This window comes from Rhodococcus sp. AQ5-07, from assembly GCF_009707305.1.
Lineage (GTDB): Bacteria > Actinomycetota > Actinomycetes > Mycobacteriales > Mycobacteriaceae > Rhodococcus_F > Rhodococcus_F erythropolis.
The window spans coordinates 1,716,199-1,736,848 of the sequence record NZ_CP046099.1 but is presented as its reverse complement, the minus strand read 5'-3'; the positions used below and the strand labels follow the sequence as shown (position 1 = coordinate 1,736,848).

At 63.9% G+C, this 20,650-nt stretch carries 22 protein-coding genes and 1 riboswitch; of the genes, 11 read left to right on the top strand and 11 right to left on the bottom strand.

Going from position 1 to position 20,650, the window contains the following annotated elements; genetic code table 11:
* Positions 1-19 precede the first annotated feature (19 nt).
* The 8 genes from GJB56_RS08070 (at position 20) to GJB56_RS08035 (ending at position 6,329) form a co-directional block, all read left to right on the top strand.
* Complete coding sequence (locus GJB56_RS08070; RefSeq protein WP_069146593.1) at positions 20-781, top strand: SDR family NAD(P)-dependent oxidoreductase; 762 nt, start codon at positions 20-22, stop codon at positions 779-781.
* The gene (cbiE, locus tag GJB56_RS08065) at positions 778-2,061 is read left to right on the top strand and encodes a precorrin-6y C5,15-methyltransferase (decarboxylating) subunit CbiE (RefSeq protein ID WP_113683653.1); all 1,284 of its coding nucleotides are present in this window, start codon (positions 778-780) and stop codon (positions 2,059-2,061) included. Before GJB56_RS08070 ends, cbiE begins: the two co-directional genes overlap by 4 nt.
* Positions 2,058-2,807: a precorrin-4 C(11)-methyltransferase gene (cobM, locus tag GJB56_RS08060; protein WP_113683652.1), complete on the top strand. Its 750-nt coding sequence runs from the start codon at positions 2,058-2,060 to the stop codon at positions 2,805-2,807. The genes cbiE and cobM overlap by 4 nt, the downstream gene beginning before the upstream one ends.
* A gap of 23 nt (positions 2,808-2,830) precedes the next feature.
* Complete coding sequence (locus GJB56_RS08055; protein ID WP_113683651.1) at positions 2,831-3,577, top strand: cobalt-precorrin-6A reductase; 747 nt, start codon at positions 2,831-2,833, stop codon at positions 3,575-3,577.
* Positions 3,578-3,722: 145 nt separating this feature from the next.
* On the top strand, positions 3,723-4,643 hold the full coding sequence (locus GJB56_RS08050; RefSeq protein ID WP_230091155.1) for a HAMP domain-containing protein: 921 nt from the start codon (positions 3,723-3,725) through the stop codon (positions 4,641-4,643).
* A 159-nt stretch (positions 4,644-4,802) separates the two neighbouring features.
* Positions 4,803-5,444, top strand: coding sequence for a ScbR family autoregulator-binding transcription factor (locus GJB56_RS08045; protein ID WP_113683650.1), 642 nt, complete (start codon positions 4,803-4,805; stop codon positions 5,442-5,444).
* A gap of 10 nt (positions 5,445-5,454) precedes the next feature.
* Positions 5,455-5,814 (top strand): VOC family protein, encoded by a 360-nt coding sequence (locus GJB56_RS08040; RefSeq protein WP_019748498.1) that lies wholly within the window; start codon positions 5,455-5,457, stop codon positions 5,812-5,814.
* Positions 5,814-6,329: a DUF1990 domain-containing protein gene (locus GJB56_RS08035; protein ID WP_029538145.1), complete on the top strand. Its 516-nt coding sequence runs from the start codon at positions 5,814-5,816 to the stop codon at positions 6,327-6,329. The genes GJB56_RS08040 and GJB56_RS08035 overlap by 1 nt, the downstream gene beginning before the upstream one ends.
* Before the next feature lie 13 nt (positions 6,330-6,342).
* On the opposite strand, the gene ccsB is transcribed toward GJB56_RS08035, so the two are convergent.
* Complete coding sequence (gene ccsB, locus GJB56_RS08030) at positions 6,343-7,302, bottom strand: c-type cytochrome biogenesis protein CcsB (protein WP_113683649.1); 960 nt, start codon at positions 7,300-7,302, stop codon at positions 6,343-6,345.
* 273 nt (positions 7,303-7,575) lie between these two features.
* Here ccsB and GJB56_RS08025 point away from each other — a divergent pair, with 273 nt between their 5' ends.
* The gene (locus tag GJB56_RS08025; protein WP_113683648.1) at positions 7,576-8,358 is read left to right on the top strand and encodes an alpha/beta hydrolase; all 783 of its coding nucleotides are present in this window, start codon (positions 7,576-7,578) and stop codon (positions 8,356-8,358) included.
* Positions 8,359-8,774: 416 nt separating this feature from the next.
* Here the strand turns inward: GJB56_RS08025 and GJB56_RS08020 are convergent, their stop codons facing one another.
* The 9 genes from GJB56_RS08020 to cobG all read right to left on the bottom strand — a co-directional run bounded on the left by GJB56_RS08020 (position 8,775) and on the right by cobG (position 14,525).
* On the bottom strand, positions 8,775-9,365 hold the full coding sequence (locus tag GJB56_RS08020) for a dihydrofolate reductase family protein (RefSeq protein WP_046378574.1): 591 nt from the start codon (positions 9,363-9,365) through the stop codon (positions 8,775-8,777).
* Between the two features lie 77 nt (positions 9,366-9,442).
* A complete protein-coding gene (locus tag GJB56_RS08015; protein WP_046378573.1) occupies positions 9,443-9,682 on the bottom strand; it encodes a PLDc N-terminal domain-containing protein in 240 nt (79 codons plus the stop codon).
* 98 nt (positions 9,683-9,780) lie between these two features.
* Positions 9,781-10,113, bottom strand: coding sequence for a type II toxin-antitoxin system HicB family antitoxin (locus tag GJB56_RS08010; protein ID WP_037119480.1), 333 nt, complete (start codon positions 10,111-10,113; stop codon positions 9,781-9,783).
* Positions 10,110-10,361: a hypothetical protein gene (locus GJB56_RS08005; RefSeq protein WP_021344304.1), complete on the bottom strand. Its 252-nt coding sequence runs from the start codon at positions 10,359-10,361 to the stop codon at positions 10,110-10,112. The genes GJB56_RS08010 and GJB56_RS08005 overlap by 4 nt, the downstream gene beginning before the upstream one ends.
* A gap of 104 nt (positions 10,362-10,465) precedes the next feature.
* On the bottom strand, positions 10,466-10,870 hold the full coding sequence (locus tag GJB56_RS08000; protein WP_113683646.1) for a nuclear transport factor 2 family protein: 405 nt from the start codon (positions 10,868-10,870) through the stop codon (positions 10,466-10,468).
* Positions 10,867-11,226: an HNH endonuclease gene (locus tag GJB56_RS07995; RefSeq protein WP_020969652.1), complete on the bottom strand. Its 360-nt coding sequence runs from the start codon at positions 11,224-11,226 to the stop codon at positions 10,867-10,869. Before GJB56_RS07995 ends, GJB56_RS08000 begins: the two co-directional genes overlap by 4 nt.
* A gap of 26 nt (positions 11,227-11,252) precedes the next feature.
* Positions 11,253-12,740, bottom strand: a complete 1,488-nt coding sequence (gene cobJ, locus GJB56_RS07990; protein ID WP_113683645.1) for a precorrin-3B C(17)-methyltransferase — start codon at positions 12,738-12,740, stop codon at positions 11,253-11,255.
* Entirely contained in the window at positions 12,737-13,363 is a 627-nt protein-coding gene (locus GJB56_RS07985) for a precorrin-8X methylmutase (protein WP_007729839.1), read from the bottom strand. The genes cobJ and GJB56_RS07985 overlap by 4 nt, the downstream gene beginning before the upstream one ends.
* A 19-nt stretch (positions 13,364-13,382) precedes the next feature.
* Positions 13,383-14,525 (bottom strand): precorrin-3B synthase, encoded by a 1,143-nt coding sequence (gene cobG / locus GJB56_RS07980; protein ID WP_021344300.1) that lies wholly within the window; start codon positions 14,523-14,525, stop codon positions 13,383-13,385.
* A gap of 51 nt (positions 14,526-14,576) precedes the next feature.
* A riboswitch (cobalamin riboswitch) is annotated at positions 14,577-14,709 on the top strand.
* 39 nt (positions 14,710-14,748) lie between these two features.
* Between cobG and cobN the strand changes: the two genes are divergently transcribed.
* Complete coding sequence (cobN, locus tag GJB56_RS07975; protein WP_092763989.1) at positions 14,749-18,369, top strand: cobaltochelatase subunit CobN; 3,621 nt, start codon at positions 14,749-14,751, stop codon at positions 18,367-18,369.
* Between the two features lie 39 nt (positions 18,370-18,408).
* Here cobN and GJB56_RS07970 read toward each other — a convergent pair whose 3' ends face one another.
* Complete coding sequence (locus GJB56_RS07970) at positions 18,409-20,064, bottom strand: GMC oxidoreductase (protein WP_113683644.1); 1,656 nt, start codon at positions 20,062-20,064, stop codon at positions 18,409-18,411.
* Positions 20,065-20,267: 203 nt separating this feature from the next.
* Between GJB56_RS07970 and GJB56_RS07965 the strand changes: the two genes are divergently transcribed.
* Entirely contained in the window at positions 20,268-20,648 is a 381-nt protein-coding gene (locus GJB56_RS07965) for a PPOX class F420-dependent oxidoreductase (protein ID WP_113683643.1), read from the top strand.
* Positions 20,649-20,650 lie beyond the last annotated feature (2 nt).

Sequence of the window (20,650 nt, the reverse complement as noted above, 5' to 3'; positions counted from 1 at the left end):
AATCCAGGACACTGGAGCGGTGACTGCGGGTGCGAACGTGAATGACATCGAGACGGTACTGCTCCTCGGCGGACGAAGTGAGATCGGCCTCGAGATCGCGGTCAGGCTCGCGCCGGGCCGCAACATCGTTCTGGCTGCCAGACGCAGCGGCGAGCTGTCGGAGCAGGAGCAGATGCTCAGGAACGCCGGAGCGGTCGGCGTCTCCACCGTCGAGTTCGACGCCGACGCCGTCGACACGCACGGAGACCTCCTGGACGCCGTAGTCGCCGAGCACGGTCGGATTTCGGTTGCAGTACTGGCCTTCGGAATTCTCGGCGATCAGGCGCGTGCCGAAACCGACGCGGCGCATGCGGTCGCGGTGGTGCACACCGACTACGTGGCGCAGATCAGCATCCTCACGCACCTCGCGGAGATCACGCGCCGACAGGGAACCGGAAAGATCGTGGTGTTCTCGTCCGTCGCCGGCGTTCGGGTTCGCCGCGCCAACTACGTCTACGGGAGCGCAAAGGCCGGCTTGGAAGGTTTTGCCAGCGGTCTGGGCGACGCGCTGCACGGTTCGGGCGTGCAGTTGATGTTGGTACGGCCAGGGTTCGTCATCGGGAAGATGACCGAGGGAATGTCGCCTGCCCCGATGTCGAGCACTCCGTCGCAGGTCGCCGACGCCGTCGTACGGGGACTGAACTCCGGGGCGACTCGGGTGTGGGTTCCGCGAATTCTGCAGCCGGTGTTCTTCGTCATGCGGCTTCTGCCTCAGACGATCTGGCGCCGGATGCCGCGATGACCGCACACCCGGTGGTGATCGTCGGCATCGGCGCCGACGGCTGGGACGGGCTGTCCGAGAGCGCAAAGGGCGCAATCCTCGGTGCGGAGGTCCTGATGGGATCGCCGCGCCAGTTGGACTTGGTCCCGGCGGCACATCTCGGGGCACGGCGTGCGCCCACCCGGCTCACCTGGCCGTCTCCGATGATTCCGGCGTTGCCGTCGATGTTCGCCGAGAACGCGGACCGCAAAGTATGTGTTCTCGCCAGCGGTGACCCGATGTTCCACGGCCTCGGCGTCACGTTGGTCCGGCTGCTCGGCGCGGACAACGTGCGAGTGATCTCCCACCCGTCGTCGGTGGCGTTGGCGAGCGCGCGAATGGGATGGGCATCGTCCGAGGTCGACGTCGTGAGCCTGGTGAACCGAGACTCGGCGACCGTCTTGGCGGCAGTGGTCGATGGCGCGCGCCTGTTGGTTCTGAGCAACGGGCGCTCGACACCGGGGGAGGTGGCACGTCTGTTGTCCGGCGCGGGCTTCGGACGATCGACTCTGACTGTACTGGCCCAGCTGGGCGGGGCCGAGGAATCGCGGACCGTCACGGTGGCGGACGAGTGGGATCACGCGGACGAGGACGTGGACGCGTTGAACGTTCTGGCCGTCGAGTGCATCTCGGTCGATCATCCGTTGCGGCTGACTCGAATCCCGGGTCTACCGGATGCTGCCTTTGTCGGCGACGGTCAGATGACCAAGCAGGAGATCCGCGCATTGACGTTGTGCGCACTCGCACCGGCGCCGGGAGAACACCTCTGGGACGTCGGCGGAGGGTCGGGAACCGTCGCTATCGAGTGGATGAGAACCCACCCGCGTTGCACTGCAACAGCATTCGAGAAGGTGGCGAGCCGGGTATCGCAGATCGGTGCCAATGCACTCAATCTCGGCGTGCCTGCGTTGGCCGTGAAAGGGACCGCGCCCGAGGCGTTTGCGGACGAGGTTCGGCGTCCCGATGCGGTGTTTGTCGGCGGCGGCGTCACGCAACCGGGAATGCTCGAAGCGTGCTGGGAGCAGTTGAGCGTGGGCGGGCGTCTGGTTGCCAACGCCGTGACTGCCGAGTCCGAATCGTTGCTGCTCGGCTGGATGAGTCGCCAGGGTGGGACGCTGCGACGCTTTCAGGTGCAGCGCGCCGAGCCTTTGGGTGCGTTCAACGTTTGGCGACCGCAACTTCCGGTGGTCCAATGGTCCGTCACAAAAAGTCAGCCGTCTGCAGGCGCAGACACAGATACGCCGGAGGAATCCACACAATGACCGTTCATTTCATCGGTGCGGGTCCCGGTGCGGCAGATCTGATCACTGTCCGCGCGCAACGCATCATCGCTGCGAGCCCTGTGTGCTTGTACGCCGGAAGCCTTGTCCCAGCGGAGTTGCTCGAGTGGTGCCCGGTCGGGGCGCAGGTCGTGGACACCGCTCGCCTGAGCCTGGACGAGATCACCGCAATCCTTGTCGAAGCGGATTCCGCCGGGCTGGACGTCGCGCGTCTGCACTCCGGTGATCCGTCGATCTTCAGCGCGGTGGCCGAGCAGGCTCGTCGCCTGGACGCCGCGGGTGTCGATTTCGACATGATTCCCGGTGTTCCTGCATTTACCGCGGCAGCAGCTGCACTGGGGCGTGAGCTGACCGTCCCAGGCGTCTCGCAGACCATTGTTCTCACCCGAGTCTCCACCTTGTCGACGGCAATGCCGGAGGGCGAGGATCTGCGGTCCCTGGGCCGCAGCGGCGCAACGATGGTGATTCACCTCGGCGCTCATCGCATCGAACAGATCGCATCCGAGTTGGCCGACAATTACGGCGAGGACTGCCCGGTGGCGGTCGTCGCCTTCGCCTCGCGGCCTGAGGAGATCGTTGTTCGAGGCACTTTGAAGACGGTCGTCGAACTTGTTCATGCAGCCGGCATCACGAAGACGGCCGTTGTGATCGTCGGCCGAGTGTTGACTGCTGAAGGATTCCCGGACAGCTATCTCTACTCGGCGGCGCGTGAGAGAAGCACACACTGACCTCGGCGGGTACTCGTCGTCGCGTGCTCTTGCTCGGCGGCACGGGTGAAGGCCGAGTGATCGCTTCTCGGTTGGCCGGTTCAGCCGACCTCGAAGTTGTCACATCGCTGGCCGGCCGGGTTCGTGATCCTCGATGGCCGGAGGGGGAAGTGCGCATCGGTGGGTTCGGGGGAGCCGAAGGACTCTCGGAGTGGTTGTCGGCCAACGATATTCGTACAGTGCTGGACGCCACGCATCCGTTTGCCGCTCGCATCACCAAAAATGCATTCGACGCGTGCCGCGCGAATTCCGTTCCGTACGCCATGTACCGACGCCCCCCGTGGCGCGAGCAACCCGGCGACACCTGGCTTCCGGTACGCGATCTCGATCACGCCGCAGAATTGGTGCCGACGATCGGCTCACGCGCTTTTCTGACGATCGGGAGGCAAGGAGTTTCGGCGTTCGACCGCGTGAAGAACGTCTCGTTTCTCGTGCGTTCCATCGATCCGCCTTCAGGGACATTGCCGCCTCATTCGCAATTGCTGCTCGCACGTGGCCCATTCGACGTCGAAGCGGAAGTCGATCTGATGAGAACTCACGGCATCGACGTCGTGATCACCAAGAACAGTGGCGGCGAGCAGACGTACGCAAAGATCGCCGCCGCCAGGCAATTGTCGATCCCGGTGATCGTCGTCGAACGACCACCGATCCCGGCGACCGCTCCGGCATTCGACACCGAAGCCGGGGCGGTGGACTGGCTCACGGCTTTCGGTAGTGGAACGGCGCTGTGAGGCCGACATCGCGTTCGCTTCAGGTTCGTCTAAGGTTCCGTGACCATACTGGAGGGATGTTGGGATCTTTCGACGCCGCACTGCGGGACCGCGCATGAGAGTGTCGGTTCCCGGAATGAGCCGTCGAAAACCATCGGGAATTCACGTGCGGACGCTCCACGCGCGCGTAAAATTGCTGACTGCAGGGCTGGTGGCGATCGCGGTGATCGTGTCGGCGTCGGCGGTGTACATCGTGTTCAACGCGTATTTGCAAGGCAACGTCGATCGACAACTCGAGCGCACGAGTGACGCGATCACCGACACCGTCAATTTCGGCGGTGTCACACCGGTTCTGGGATTGACGGCCGGCGCGGATACAGCGGTCATCCAGGCGGTGGGGCTTCTCACTGCCGACGGCGCCTTGGTGACGGCGACTCCCGGTCTGCCGCCGTTCAGCACCAGCGCAGACGCCATCAGGTCGATCGCAGACGGCAATTCGTCGCAGACGATCGCAACCGTCGATGCGTATCGAATTCTTGTCGAGCCCTCGGTTGCGGGCCAAACTTTGGTTGTCGCCCAATCCTTGGGGCCGACCCGTTCGGTCCTCAAGCGACTCGCAGTGGTGTTGGCGGCACTCGGGGCGGCCGGCATCGCACTCGCCTATGCGGCCGGAGATGCTGTGGCACGCACAGGATTACGACCAATTGCGCGACTCACTGCGGCAACGCGGCGGGTTGCCGAAACGGATGATCTTGCGCCGATTCCGGTGACCGGCGACGACGAGTTGGCGTCGTTGACAGTCAGTTTCAATCGGATGCTCGGGACGTTGTCGGAATCGCGGGCGCGCCAGAGAAGTCTGATCACCGAAGCGGGCCAGGACCTTCTGGCTCCGTTGACTGCACTTCGCACCAATATCGAGTTGTTGATGTCTTTCGATACCAAGTCCGGCGCGATTTCCGAGGCAGATGCAACGCAGTTGCGTGAGGAAATCACGGACCAGATGATGGAGTTGACGCTCCTAGTCGGAGACTTGGTGGACCGTGCGCGGGTTGACGAAAGCACGTTGGGGAGAGGAGATTCCCTCTAAATCGGACGTCTGACCAGCGCCTTTGTTGCATTCGTAATTGAAGCAATGGAAGGAGCGCTGGTAATGTGGGGCAATTGTGAAGTTTTTGGGTATAGCTGGAGTGTGGCGCGAACCGTGGGGTTTGCTGGGCGGGGGCCTTTGGAGGACGAGAGGGATTCAGTGGTCAAGCAAGCACGCGCCGAGCTGACTCGGCAGCAAATCGTTGCCGGCGCGGCCGCGCAGTTCGAGAAGACTGGTTACGGCAGCACCAGCATGGCCGACATAGTCTCGGGGGCCGGTACTACCAAGGGCGCGTTGTACTTCCATTTCGCGTCGAAGGACGAGCTCGCGCAATTCATCATTGCCGAACAGCATCGGCTCTCGATCGAATCGGTGCAGGCGATTTCCGCGACGGGCAAGGACCCGTTGGAACAGATGATCATGCTCACGCACGAAATGGCACGTCAGATTGTCGACGAGCCGATCGTTCGCGCGGGCATTCGCCTGACGCTGGAACTGAGCACGTACGAGGGGCCGGTGGAACCGTACGCCGAATGGATCTCGGCAATCACGGATCTCACCGCCAAAGCTCAGGCGGAAGGTGAAATCCGAAAATCGGTCAGCGCAGAATCGTTCGGCAGGTTCATGCCCTCGGCATTCACCGGGGTACAGCTGGTTTCGAACGTTCTCACCCGACGCTCGGACCTTCCGGATCGTGTCGACGAGATGTGGCAGATCCTGCTTCCGGGAATCGTCAGCGACGAACTTTCCGGTGACATCGAGCGCCTCGTCAAGTCGCGGTGGACTCCGGCGGCGGCGTAGCCTGCGGGACATGGCCGTCACGCGGATAGTTTCGGATCTGTCGAGTAGTTCACTCGAGGCCGCGCAGCGCTTCTACACCGAAGTGCTGGGCCTCGAAGTTGTCATGGATCACGGGTGGATCGTGACGTTGGCTTCGCCGACGGATCCGTCCTTGCAGATCAGCGTCATGACGCACGACGCTCATGCCCCCGTCGTGCCGGACGTCTCCGTCGAGGTGGACGATCTCGACGCAGCGTACGAGGCCGCGGTGCAGCGCGGCGACACGATCGTCTACCCCGTCACCGAGGAGCCGTGGGGTGTGCGCAGGTTCTTCGCTGCCGACCCCGACGGTCACGTGATCAACATCCTCAGCCACCGACGCGAGCAGTGATGGTGTCCGGCCCGGGCGGACTGACGTACCTCGAGGTGGGCGCGACGGCAGGCGTTCTCCCCGCTGGCTATCACCACGTTCACGAGAGCGCGACCGTCGGATCCGGACGTGAAGATTTCGAGGTCGCAGCTCGTACCGTCCTGGAATGGGGAATGCACCGCGGAGCCGGTCTGACCGTCCGTACGGCAGCCCCGACCGCGGTGGCAGGTCAGGATGCGACTTTCGGACTCGGTCCGGTGACTATCCCGGTTCGGATCGTCTATGTCGTCGACGACCCCAATCGCAAGGGCTTCGCGTACGGAACCCGCGCAGGCCACCCCGAATGCGGGGAGGAGTTGTTTGTCGTCCAGTTCGACGAGACCAGCCAAGCGGTTCGTATCGAGATCGTCGCATTCTCCAAGCCTGGAACGTGGTGGGTGCGTCTCGGCGCTCCGATCGGACGTCGAGTTCAGGCGTTTGTGACGCGCCGCTACATCCGTGCCGTCCGCGCGAGCGTCGACCGATCGCGGGTTTGACCCGTTGTAGGCGTCAATTCAATCCAGCGTACGAGTGCAATCCCGACACGACGTAGTTGATTGCAAACATGTTGAAAAGCATGGTTGCGAGCGCAGCAACATTGATCCATGCCGCACGCATGTTCTTCAACCCTGCGGTAGCGCGCGCATGGAGGTACGCGGCATAGAGAACCCAGGAGATGAACGAGACCGTCTCTTTGGGGTCCCAGCCCCAGAAACGTCCCCACGCGGCTTCCGCCCAGATCGCCCCGCAGATCACCCCGATGCTGAACAATGGGAACCCGACGACCGTTGTTCGGTAGGCCACGCGGTCAAGCAATTCGGATGACGGCAGTCGTGCCGCAATCCAACGCAACGCGCGTTTCTTCGACTGCGGACCCACCTCGGCAATCATGAAAAGTGCGCTGACCGCACTTGCGAACGTAAGGATGCCGGAGGCGGCGACGATGATCGTGACGTGCACGCCGATCCAGTACGAACGAAGAGCGGGTACGACCGGCGCTGCCTCGGCATACATGCTTGCGGCGGCGACGAACAGAAGCACCACGGTGGGTGACAGAACGAAGATGGTCAACGATCGAATCGGGTACCGCCGCAGAATGACCAGCCAGCATGCCACCAATGCCGCGCTGAGGAAAAGCGCGTACTCGTAGAGGTTTCCGAGAGGCCATCGGTGCGTCGAGATGCCGCGAAGTGCAAGCGCGGTGACGTTGAGCACCAGGGCGACGACGATGAGAGACATGGCAGCGCGACCCGCACGATGGGCGCGGGTTCGATTCGGCGGCAATGCGATCCGGCCGGGCAACGCCGGATTCGATGCACTTCCGGCATGTGCGAGTGCCGGTCGCACTGTGGCAGAGAGGGGTGCGCTGGCGAAGTCGACGACGGAAAGAACCAGGGCGAGAACGTAAATCGCGAAAGACGACGCGAAGGCGTAGTCGCTGTACTGCGCGAGAACTGGATCGACCGACATCAGGCTCCTCATAACGACCGGTTGGTTGTCATTTGGAATCTACTACACACGATCGTAGAACTGGCAGGGCCGTCTGTCGGATCAGTGGTCCGGAAAATGATTGGACGAGCTTCGGTTCGGATTGATAGCTTGTGCGAGACCGTGACAACACGCCAGGAGGTGAGACCCATGAACGCTGTAACCATGTGGGTGCTCCCACTCGTGTTCACGGATCGGCGATTGACGTAGGTGTCGCCGGGAGCGCCTCGAGTAGGCATCCCGAAAGGTAACACCATGCAATCCAATTCTCAGACCATCGAATTCACTTCCGAGACGACGTTGAACGGGGTCGTCGAACGCCATTTCACTCTGGACGACATCACCGGTGTGCTCTGGTCACCCGCGTCCGGATCTGTCGAATCACCCCTTCTGCTGTCCGGGCACTCCGGCGGCATGCACAAGAAGGCACCAGGACTGGTTGCCAGTGCGCTCCACAGCGTGAGCTCCCACGGGTTCACAGTCGCCGCGATCGACGCGCCCGGACACGGCGACCGGCCGCGGAACACACAGGACGAACAGTGGGTCGAGGCGATCCACCAGGCTAGGGCGGCCCACGAGCCGATCGCCCCGATCGTCGTCGAGTACAACCGATCGTTGGCGGAGCGTGCAGTGCCGGAATGGCAGGCGACCATCGACGCTCTGCAAACACTGCCCGACGTCAACGCCGACGCTCCGATCGGCTTCGGCGGCGTGTCGCTAGGGGTCGTGACCGGGCTGATGTTGGCCCCGGTCGAATCCAGGATCGCTGCCATGAGCTTCGGGGGAGTTTTTGTGGACGACTCCCTCATCGAGGCAGCGCGAAAGCTCACGGTCCCGGTCGAGTACCGGATCCCTTGGGACGACAAGGATTACGACCGCACGTCAGGGGTGGCGTTGTTCGATGCCTTCGGTTCGAAGGAGAAGACGCTGCACGCCTACTCGGGCAGGCACTATCCCGTGCCCGACTACGAGCGAGACAGTTCGGCTCGGTTCTTCGCCCGCCACCTCGGCGGGAGCGGTGGCGCTCCTGTGAGCTGACGTGAACACGTATCGGCGTCCGGCCTGTGTCGGACGCCGATACGATTTTGATCCTTCGCTCGCTAGTAGCCGTCCAGCTTGGCCATTTTTGCTGAGGCGCGCGAGGGTGCGCGCAAGCATGGCCCTCGACCGGGGGTGCTTACAGCTCGAGGTGCAGTGCCCGTGGAATAGGGGGCCAGAGTGTTCGATAGCGACGAGTGGTCCTTACGGTCCGCCGGGCGGAACGAACTTGTTCGTGATCCAGTTCGATACTTCGATCTCGTCGAGGATTGTCCGGAGAACTTCGGTGGCTAATGCTCGTGCTGTGCCGAGTATCCGGTCAATACCGAACACCGAACAAGACTGGAAACTCTTCTCGCGTCCGAACTGAGGCGACGACATGTGGTTTCAACCGCGCATGTCCAGCCATGCGTCGACTACCCGTCCGATACCTGACCCGGGGGCGGTATTTGAGTGGGCCGATATCGCACGGCGACTGCACCCGACTGGAACTCGTGGCGGTCGACGAGCTCAAGCTGGATGCGCTCGTGCAGACCGGCGAGCAACGTCGGTCCGTGTCCGGCAAGGACCGGTTGCACAACGAACTCGTACTCGTCGATCAGTCCCAGGTCTGCCAATGCCAGGGGGAGTGTCACGCCGCCAACCCACAGACCTTCGCCGGGCTGCTCCTTGAGCCGTTGAATCGCTGACCCCAAGTCGCCTTGCACGAGTTCGGCATTCCAATCGACCCCGCTCAGCGTGCTCGACACGACGTACTTCTTAGCCCGGTCCATTGCCTCGGCGAACGGGATCTCCCACTCGTCCATCCAGTCAGGCCACGCCCCCGTTGCGGGCCGCCGCCACGCCGACTCCATCATCTCGTAGGTCACCCGGCCGAACAGCAAAGCATCGGCTCGTTCCATCTGAGCGGTCCAGTAGCGCATCGACTCCTCGTCGGGTGGAAGCCCCGCCTCGTGATGGCAGCAGCCGTCGAGGGTGACGTTGATCGAGTATCGAAGTGGTCTCATCTCGTTGTTCTCCCCTGATACGCGCAGAGTGACAGCACCGGACCGTACTCAGACTACTGCCGGGCCGTCGGTGTAGATCAGGTTCGGGACCTGGAGTCACGCGGGGGTCGACCGAACAGTAACCAGACGAGCGCACCGAGTACAGGCACCGCGATCACCAGTGCCGACCACCAGAATTTGCCGCCCGAGCGGTCGAAGTCGGTGCGCACGATCGCCACGAGCACGCTAATCGTGATGAAGATCCAGGCAAGAACGAAGACGGTGAAGGTGATGTCCACCCAAAGCGGAATGGTGGGGTTGTGGATCGATTCGTTCACGCTTACAAATCCCTTTCAACCGCTGTGACTTGATTGGAACAACACGCTCCAGCGCTCGGGCTTACTGCGAGATCGACGTTCCCTCGGTGCCCCGTTGATTACGCGGACGCGAGACGTTCGGAGACCAACGCGTTGAGGGAAACTCCTTCCTCGGCGGCTGCTCGTGCCAGCTTGCGGTGCAAAGTCGGGGTGATTCGGACCTGGAACTTGCCCGAATATCCGCGCTCGCTCAGCGGTTCGGGGATCCGCTCACCTGTCTCTGCCATGTCCGCGAGCGTCTCGGCCACCGCTGTACGGATGCCGTCGAGGGCGGCTGCTTGAGTATCCGCGAGCCACGACAGGCCAGGGAACTCCGTGCAGGTTCCCAGGAACTCTCCGTCTGGTTCGTACCACTCGACTCGGTATGTGTAGTGCTCCACTGCGGGGATCACGGCGATTCTCCTTCCATGCGTTCGATTGCTGCCAGAACTTGCCCTACCTGGTACTGCTTGGCCTTACCGCCCGAACCCTTTTGAATGTTGATGCGTGGTCCCGGCCACGGCGTCTGGAACTTGGCGTGAGACCCGGCGTTCTGCCTGGCCTGGCCGAAGACATCGATGCAGAGTGCGAACAGTTCGTCGTAGGTGACGTTCTGCGGCGCGGTCCGCATTTGCGCGAGCAGCTTGTCTCTCTTCCCCATGCAATATTGATACTGCATCTAGTATCACCGTGGGTCAGCGGAGTGCGCAAGGTGTAAGTGCCCACACCGTGCAATTCTCTCTCCCGAGGCGGAGGTGGAGCTGTTCACGCTTCCAAACCACTTTCGACGACTGTGCCTTGATGAAACAACACACTCCATCGATTCTCGGCGAACCGCCAGATGGATGATCGCTCGGTGACACGATGCGCCTGCGCCAGCCGGTACGTCACCAGATAGGTGTCAGGCGCGATCCTGCTCAGCGCTGGCCGGTCAACCGTCCACCCGAGTTCGGCGGCGTCGTTCACCTCGCCGCGGAGGCGTCGGCGCTCAACTACCGACTGCACGTAGTCGCGGGTGTATCGAGCGCCGGAGGCTCCGATCTCCCGGAACTCCGGGTCGACGACCGCATCGAACTCGTCTCGTGACATCGCTACTCGAGTTCGGTGAAACAGAGGTTCGAACTCCATCAACTCGTCGAGGATCGGGCGCAACTCGTGCGGGGTCGTCACGACTGCTCCGAGAACTGCGCCCTCATCTCGATACCTATCTCCGCGTGTCGCAGGAGGAAGGCCTTCTCGTCATACCCCTTGCGCCGCAACCAGAGAGTGACCTCGCTGTTGCATTTGCTTGCATTGCACGAGCGGCACGCCGGTGCGATGTTGTCGAGCGTGTAGCGCCCACCACGGGAGATCGCCAGCACACAGTCACGCTGCGGCGACCCGTCCGGCTCACCGCAGTACGCGCAGCCACCCCAGGCCGCTTTGAGCGCGGACCACTGCTCGACGGACAGGTCGTGCTCCACCAGATCCATTCGGCGTTTGCGTTTGCGCGCGTATCTGGCTTTCCGGGTCCGGTTGACGGGCATGACGCCATGCTATCGCCGAGTGGTGGTTACTCCGGGTAGCGCCGCGGGGTGAACACCTGACGGCCCGAACCGGTTTCGACGACCGTGGTCATCGACGATCCAACGATCAGCAGAGTCCGCATGTCGATTTCGGAAGGCTCGAGCTCGCCGAGGGTCACGACGCGAACTGATTCCTCGGCGCCGGCAACGTCGCGCCCGATGACAACAGGAGTCTCGGGGGAGCGGTGCTCGAGCACGAGGTCTTTCATGGCTTGGACCTGCCACGTCCGGGACTTCGACGCCGGGTTGTAGACCGCAAATGCCATGTCTGCGGCTGCAACTGCCGAGATACGGCGAGCGACGATATCCCACGGCTTGAGGCGATCGGACAACGAGAGCACCGCATAGTCGTGCCCGAGGGGAGCGCCGACGCGACTGGCGACAGCATTTGCCGCCGTCATACCGGGAAGGATGCGTACCGGGACGTCGCGCCACTGGTCTTCGGCGGCAACTTCGAGAACTGCTGCAGCCATGGCGAATACGCCGGGATCTCCCGACGAGACGACAGCTACACGGGCGCCGTTCTTCGCCAGGTCCAACGCCATCGCGGCGCGTTCCGCTTCGACGCGGTTGTCGCTGGAATGGCGCCGCTGGCCCGGACGCGTCGGCACGCGATCGACGTACGGGCCGTAGCCGACGAGGTCGGTGGCCAACGAAAGCTCATGCGCCACTTCAGGTGTGGTCCAGGCGGTGTCGCCCGGCCCGAGTCCGACCACGACCACCTCGCCGCGGGATTCGGTTGCAGGTCGAGGGTTGTTCGACGGGCTCGGAACGATGGCGATCGAGAAGTACGGAACTCCGTCCGGGTCGACCTCGGCAGCGGATTCGACGCGTTGACGTGTGGTGCTCGCGCGCTCGACGTAGTGCGCTTCATCCAAGCGGCCGGAATCCTCGAGCGATTGCAGGACCGGGGGGAACGTACGTCCGAGCTTGAGGATGGCTGCGGCGTCGGTTTCCTTGAGTCGCCTGGTCAGCTCGGCCTGCGGCAACGTTCCGGGCAGGATCGTCAGGATCTCTTCACCCTCGACCAGCGGCTTTCCGAGTGCCGCAGATGCCGCGCTGACGGAGGTGACGCCGGGAATCACCTCGGCGTCGAAGCGATCGGCCAGCCTCTTGTGCATGTGCATGTAGGAGCTGTAGAAGAGCGGATCGCCGGCGGCGAGCAACGCGACGGTTCGACCGGCCGCGAGGTGAACTGCCAGCCGTTCGGCAGCCGCTTCGTAGAATTCGTCCATCGCGCCCTGGTATCCGCCGGGATGATCAACGGTCTCGGTGGTCACGGGGTAGACGAGGTGTTCTTCGATCTGTCCTTCGCGCATGTACGGCGCTGCAACTCCGCGGGAGATGCTCTTGCCGTGCCTCGCGGAGTGGAACGCAACCACATCGGCCTCGCCGATGACGCGGGCGGCCTTGACGGTCACCAATTCGGGATCGCCGGGGCCGATACCGACACCCCAGAGCTTGCCTGCACTCATTCGACTTCGCTCGCAATCGCGTTGACGACGGCCGCGGTGATCGCGCTGCCGCCGCGTCGGCCGCGGAGAACGAGATGATCGATCCCGCTGGCGTGTTCGATGAGGGCTTCCTTCGACTCGGCAGCGCCGATGAAGCCGACCGGACCTCCGACGATGGCGGCCGGACGGGGTGCGCCGGCTTCGATGAGGTTCAGGAGATGGAACAGTGCGGTGGGTGCGTTTCCGATCGCGACAACAGCGCCCTCGAGCTTGGCTCCCCACAGTTCGAGAGCAGCCGCCGAGCGAGTGTTGTCGATGGTCGACGCCAGCACGGGAACCCGCGGATCGCCGAGGGTGCAGATGACGTCGTTACCGGCGGGCAGACGCTTGCGCGTGATGCCGGCAGCCACCATCTGGGCGTCGCAGAAAATCGGCGCGCCGTCGCGCAGAGCTGCGCGCGCAGCCGAGACGACACCGGGTGTGAAGGCGACGTCGTCGACGAGATCGACCTGGCCACTTGCATGAATCATGCGCACTACGGCTTGCGAGACATCCGCCGGGAAACGGCTCAGGTCGGCTTCGGCCCGAATGGTGGCAAAGGACTGGCGATAGATTTCCGCGCCGTCACGGATGTACTCGATCATGTGCCACACGATAGAGGCATCACCGATCGGCCGGATTCACCCGGTAACCGTCACCCGTCGCAATCACATCCGCTACGTCCCCGCGGGGACGTCCGCAGCTGCGGTCGCACCCGGCCCAGTGCTGGCGCCCGACGACGGGCAGTTCTGCCTGCTCGACGGCGGTGATTGCGTCGGTGCGCACATCGGCGAGCGACTTCTCGCATCCCGGGCTTCCGGTGCAGGCGGTGACGTCGAGCCACGGTGAGTTCTCGTCGAAGATCAACCCCATCGGCGCCAACACCCGGACTACCTGCTCGGCAGCCCATTCGTCGAGGTCGAAGATATGCACCGATCGCCACGGCGTCACGACAACGGGCTTGTCGACGGCGGCCAGGAACTCGGCCAGCCGAGCGTCGAGCAGCCCGAATCGCAAGCCTCCGCCCAGGGCTACGGTCCCGTCGCGCTGCTCGAGCCAGCCGATGGTGGGCCGTGCATCCGGCGTGAGGTCCGCAGCACCGGTGGACTCGGCGCTCAGACCCAGCTGCTCGAGGGTGCGTTCGATTCCGTCCGGAACCTCGGCCAGGCGCCAGTGCTTGTCGCGGACGTCGAGGAATGATCGAGCCGCCTCGAGGAGCAATTCGACGGCGTCGTCCGCCTGGACGAGATGAGTGGTGTGGTGACCGGCGAGCACCAGTGAATGCTCGGTGGCGCTGCGCGCATGGAGTCCGAAATCGCCCCGTAGCCCGGTGATGTCTCCGCGCCCGTCGTCGAGGGTGAACAGGGTTCGCCCTGGCAGATCCGCCAATGCTTGATCCGCTTGGATCGCCGAATCGAGACGGTGGACCAGTTCACGAATGTCGGCTACGCCCCCGATACGGCCGGACAGTGGGGACGCGAGGATGTTGCGCACTCGCTCGTGCGTCGCGGACGGCAGCAGGCCGGCCGACGCGATTCGCGCTGCGAAGGCTTCGGGATCCGAGACCGAGCGCAGTTGGACGTTGCCCCTCGAGGTGAGTTCCATCTGCCCGTTGCCGAGATCGCGCGCTGCGTCGGCGAGCGTCTGCAATTGGACCGGGGTGAGGAGTCCGCCGGGTAGGCGCACGCGTGCCAGTGCGCCGTCGGCGGCGTGGTGAACTTGCAGTGCACCCGGGCACGCGTCTGGCTGTGAACGGTCCGTGGGCATGGCTCCAGGGTACGACCTGTCATGAGTGCCTTCTGCGGACCGGTAGCATCACCACCACCAGTGACGGCAGTTGAGGAAACCGGTGAAAGTCCGGTGCGGTCGCGCCACTGTGAGTGTTGCTTGAGCGGGACGTGTTTCCGCTCGGAAACACGAGTCAGACCCTCAACCGCCGTCGATGACAGATCTGTGCCACGGGGCGCGAAACCCCAGGAAGGCTTCACCCGTGATTCTTCTGCTCTCCACGTCCGACACCGATCTGCTGAGCGCCCGCGCCAGCCAGGAAGCCGGCGACGGCGTCTCCTATCGCTGGGCCAACCCCTCACGCTTGCTGGTCTCGGAGGACTTGCCGCCCTTGCTCGACGGCGTCGACCTCGTGATCGTTCGTATCCTTGGCAGCCGTCGCAGCTGGGAAGACGGCTTGGAGATGGTCCTCGCCTCCGGACTCCCCGTAGTCGTTCTCGGCGGCGAGCACGCGCCGGATGCCGACCTCATGGAGTGCTCGACGGTCTCCGCCGGTGTTGCTGCCGAGGCGCACAACTACCTGGCCGAGGGTGGCGCACAGAATCTGGCACAGCTGCACCACTTCCTCTCCGACACCGTCCTGCTCACCGGCCACGGTTTCGAGCCGCCGGCCCACCTGCCTTCCTGGGGAATCGCTGATTTCGCGCCCGATCTCGACTCGGCGAGCGGTCCGGTCATCGCAGTTCTGTACTACCGCGCCCAGCATTTGGCCGGAAACACCCGGTACATCCAGGCGTTGTGCGACGCGGTCGCCGAGGCCGGTGGAACCGCGCTGCCGATCTACTGCGCATCTCTGCGAACCGCAGAAGCCGAACTTTTGAGCACGCTCCGCCGCGCCGACGCCATGGTCGTGACAGTTCTTGCTGCCGGCGGCACCAAGCCCGCCACCGCGTCCGCTGGTGGGGACGACGAAGCCTGGGATGTCGCCGCACTCGCTGCACTCGACGTCCCGATCCTGCAGGGGCTGTGCCTGACCAGTAGCCGCGCCACCTGGGACGAGAACGACGACGGACTGTCGCCTCTCGACGTCGCGACGCAGGTGGCGGTGCCGGAGTTCGACGGTCGCATCATCACCGTCCCGTTCTCCTTCAAGGAAATCGACTCCGACGGGCTGTCCACGTACGTCCCCGATGTCGAGCGCGCTGCCCGTGTCGCCGGTATCGCCGTCCGTCACGGCAAGCTTCGTCACATTCCGACCACCCAGCGTCGCGTTGCTCTGATGCTCTCGGCGTACCCGACCAAGCACGCCCGCATCGGCAACGCCGTCGGCCTCGACACTCCGGCGAGCGCAATCGATCTGCTCACCGAAATGCGTTCTGCCGGTTACGATCTCGGTCCGGTCGACGGCCCTGACGCAGTTCCCGGCCTGGCAGCCAAGGACGGCGATGCGCTGATCCACGCCCTGATCGCGGCCGGCGGACAGGATCCCGACTGGCTCACTGCCGAGCAGCTCGAGGGCAATCCGATCCGCATCTCGGCAGCGAAGTACCGCGACTGGTTCGCCACCCTGCCCGAAGAGTTGCGCAGCGGAGTCGAGGAACACTGGGGCACAGCGCCCGGCGAGCTGTACGTCGATCGCTCGCAGGATCCGGACGGCGAAATCGTCATCGCGGCACTGCGATTCAACAACATCGTCCTCATGGTCCAGCCGCCACGGGGATTCGGTGAAAAGCCTGTCGCGATCTACCACGACCCGGATCTGCCGCCGAGCCACCACTACCTCGCGGCCTACCGCTGGATCGCTGCCACCCCGGACAACGGCGGATTCGGCGCCGACGCCGTTGTGCACCTCGGCAAGCACGGCAACCTCGAATGGTTGCCGGGCAAGACGCTAGGCATGTCCAGCAACTGCGGCACCGACGCAGCGCTCGGCGACCTGCCGCTGATCTACCCGTTCCTGGTCAACGACCCGGGCGAGGGAACACAGGCCAAGCGTCGTGCTCACGCGACGCTCGTCGATCACCTGATCCCGCCGATGGCCCGTGCCGAAAGCTACGGCGACATCTCCCGCCTCGAGCAACTGCTCGACGAGCACTCCAACATTTCCGCACTCGATCCGTCCAAGCTCCCGGCTATTCGCCAGCAGATCTGGACACTGATGCGTGCCGCCAAGATGGACCACGACCTCGGCCTCGCCGAGCGGCCTGAAGAAGACGTGTTCGACGACATGCTCCTGCACGTCGACGGTTGGCTGTGCGAGATCAAGGACGTCCAGATCCGCGACGGTCTGCACATTCTCGGCCGTGCACCCCAGGGCGACGCCGAAATCGAACTGGTCCTCGCCATGCTGCGTGCCCGTCAGATGTGGGGCGGCGAACAGAGCGTCCCCGGTTTGCGTGAAGCACTCGGGCTCAGCGAAGACGGCGACGAGTCGCGCAGCCGTGTCGACGACGTCGAGGAAAAGGCGCACGCACTGGTTCGCGGCATGTACGACGCCGATTGGAACCCCGCTGCGGCAGAACAACTCAGCGACGACGAGACCGTCGTGAAGATCCTGCAGTTCGCGGCCACCGAAGTGGTTCCGCGTCTGCGGCAGACCGACAACGAGATCAAGCAGGTCCTGCACGCGCTCGACGGCGGATTCATCGCCGCGGGTCCGAGCGGTTCGCCGCTGCGCGGCCTGATCAACGTTCTTCCCACTGGTCGTAACTTTTACTCCGTCGACCCCAAAGCAGTTCCTTCACGCCTGGCGTGGGAGACCGGTCAGGCGATGGCCGAGTCGCTCGCCGCTCGCTATCTCGCCGATCACGGCGAATACCCGCGCTCGGTGGGTCTGTCGGTGTGGGGAACCGCCGCAATGCGTACCTCCGGCGACGACATCGCCGAAGTGTTCGCGCTCCTCGGTGTTCGCCCCGTCTGGGACGAAGCAAGCCGACGCGTCGTCAACCTCGAAGTCATCGATCTCGAAGAACTCGGCCGCCCGCGCATCGACGTCACCGTCCGCATCTCCGGATTCTTCCGTGATGCGTTCCCGCACGTGCTCGCACTGCTCGACGACGCCGTTCAGCTGGTCGCGGCACTGGACGAGACGGACGAGCAGAACTACGTGCGCGCCCACGCACAGGCCGACCTTGCCGAGCACGGCGACGCCAGGCGTGCGACCACCCGTATCTTCGGTTCGAAGCCCGGAACCTACGGCGCCGGACTGCTGCAACTCATCGACTCCAAGACCTGGCGCGGTGACGACGACCTCGCCGAGGTGTACACCAACTGGGGCGGCTTCGCGTACGGCCGTGGGCTCGACGGAATCCCGGCAGCCGACGACATGCGCAGTGCTTACCGTCGAATCAACGTGGCGGCCAAGAACACCGACACACGTGAGCACGACATCGCCGATTCGGACGACTACTTCCAGTACCACGGCGGCATGGTTGCCACCGTGCGCGCGCTGACCGGAAAGTCGCCCGAGGCATATATCGGCGACAGCACTAGGCCGGAATCGGTTCGCACACGCACACTTTCGGAAGAGACCGCACGTGTCTTCCGGGCGCGCGTGGTCAATCCCCGCTGGCTCGACGCGATGCGCCGTCACGGGTACAAGGGTGCCTTCGAGATGGCAGCCACGGTCGACTACCTCTTCGGATACGACGCCACCACCAACGTGGTCGCGGACTGGATGTACGAAAAGCTCGCCGAGACCTACGTTCTGGACGAGCAGAACCAGAAGTTCATGACGCAATCCAACCCGTGGGCCCTGCACGGAATCGCCGAGCGGCTCCTCGAAGCCGCCGAGCGCAACATGTGGGAGCACCCCGAGCAGAAGACACTCGACGGCTTGCGTCAGGTGTACCTCGAAACCGAAGGCGAACTCGAGGGGGAGTAAACCTCGAGAATCACCGGCAGGTCCGGGCGCTGAAGTGTTTCAGCGTCCGGACTTGATGATCTGAGCGATGTTCCGCTCCGCCAGAGCAGTGATGGTCAGTGACGGATTGACGGTGCCGGTGCTGCCCGGAATGGCAGCGCCGTCCATCACGTACAGGCCGTCGTAGCCCTTGACTCGCCCGTAGCCGTCAGTGGCCTTGCCCAGAACCGCACCGCCGAGGGGATGCGCGGTGAACGAGGAATTGACGTCCTTCGCGAACGGCAAGGCGGACGGCAGCGTGGTGCCGGCGAAGGCCATCTTGTTCTGGACGGCGCGCAGGGCCTCGACGGTGGCGTCGTTGCCGTTCTTCGGCCAGTTCAGCACCACCCGATCGTTGCCCCCGTCGTAGGCGAAGTCGGCACGCTGCGAATCGAGGGTCATACCCAAGGTTCCGAGCATGCCCATGTTGACGGGTAGCCCGGGGACGTACCAGTTTTCCAGGGAGAGGGGCATTCCCGACTCGTCGACGATCCGTGATGCCGACGGTGCGGCTTGCGCAGTGCCGTCACTGAAGCCGAACGAGCGCACCATCCCGGCGTCGCCGTTCGTTCCCCAGCCCTTACCGACGTGTTCGTTGAGGTTCGGCAGCGCGCCCGTCGCCTGGGCGCGTACCAGCAGTTCGGAGGTGCCGATCGAACCGGCGCCGAGGAACAGACGGTCACAGGTAAGAGTCTTCCGGGCCAGAACGCCACCCGTCGGATCCGTCGATTCGACGTCGACGACGTAGCGTCCATCACGTTCGCGACTGATCGCGAGCACCTGATGTCCGTAACAGACGGTGGCTCGTCCGGTGGCTTCGGCGGCAGGAATGTAGTTCTGTGTGAGGTCGAACTTCGCGCCGTTGGAGTTACCCATGTTGCTGTCACCGACAGTGGCCGAGGCTCGGGTTCGGCCGTCGAGTTCTGAGCGCACCACGTCCCAGTTCCAGATCCCGTCGATCCGCTGCGGATCGAATCCGGCACGACGAGCGTCCTGATCCCAACGACGCGAGTGGCCGAAATTCGGGGTTTGGTAAATATCTTCGGGCAACGGGCTCAGACGCAGCATCTGGCGCACCTTGGGGTACCAGGTGGACGCCATCTCGTCGTAGTCGAGGGAGTTGCCGAAGACTGCGTCGAAGAATCGGCGCTCGGGCGCGATCATCACGCCGGTGAAGATGATGGAACCACCGCCGACTGCAGCGCCGCGCCAGACCGAGATGTGTTCGTAGTCGGTGGCATCGAGGACGCCGCTGAAGTAGTCGCACACCACCGGGAGTCCGGTGAGGTTGGTGAACGATGTGCGCCGGAAAACTCCGCGGCCGTCGGCCAGCATGTCGGAGGTGTGAATCTCCCGCTGCGGATCATGCGGCCATCGGAGTCCGCGTTCGAGGATGGTGACCTGGGTGCCGCTCTGCGCCAACCGGAGAGCGGTCGCGCTGGCGCCGAAACCTGACCCGATGACGATGGCTTCGGAATGTTCCGGGGGAGTGGGCGAGAGTACGAACAACTCGGGGACGAGTGCGCGGTAGTGATCGGCACCCATCGGTAGCGCACGCAGAGGCGCGGGGGCGGCGTGGCTGATCGAGGTCGACATGAGCGGTGTCGCGGCTGCAACTGCTGCCCCCACTCCGGCCGCTTTGAAAAAGTCACGACGCTGCATGTCACGACGCTGCATGTGTTTGTTCGACTCCCCAGTTCGACGATTTGCCTCAGAATAACTCGAGATGCAGTTTGGGGACGAAACGGCATGTTGAATGCGCACAGAAACCGAATAAAACGTGCATAAGTGGCATGTTTCAGCCGATTGCGGAAGGTCGCCGGGTAGTCGCCGAGGCTCATCGGTGTCCAGTGAGAGGTTCCCGCCCCTATCCTCGAGGAGTGAACTCCGACTTCAAGCGCGTCTCCGAGGCCAAGTACGTCCTACTCACTACCTTCCGCAAGGACGGAACGCCGGTGGCGACGCCGCTCTGGGCCGCGCCGGACGGCGACAAGCTCCTGATGTGGACCGTCACCGATTCCTACAAGGTCAAGCGCATCAAGCGAAACCCCTCGGTCACAGTCGCCGCGTGTGACGCGAGGGGAAATCCGAAGGGTGAACCGATTGCCGCCGTCGCCGAGATCCTCGACGCGCCGGGCACCGATCATGCTCGCGACGCGATCGCGCGTCGCTACGGAATCCTTGGCTGGATCACCATGAAAGGCAGTCTCCTGCGCCGCGGCAAGACCGGAACGATCGGACTTGCCATCACTGCAGCTTGACC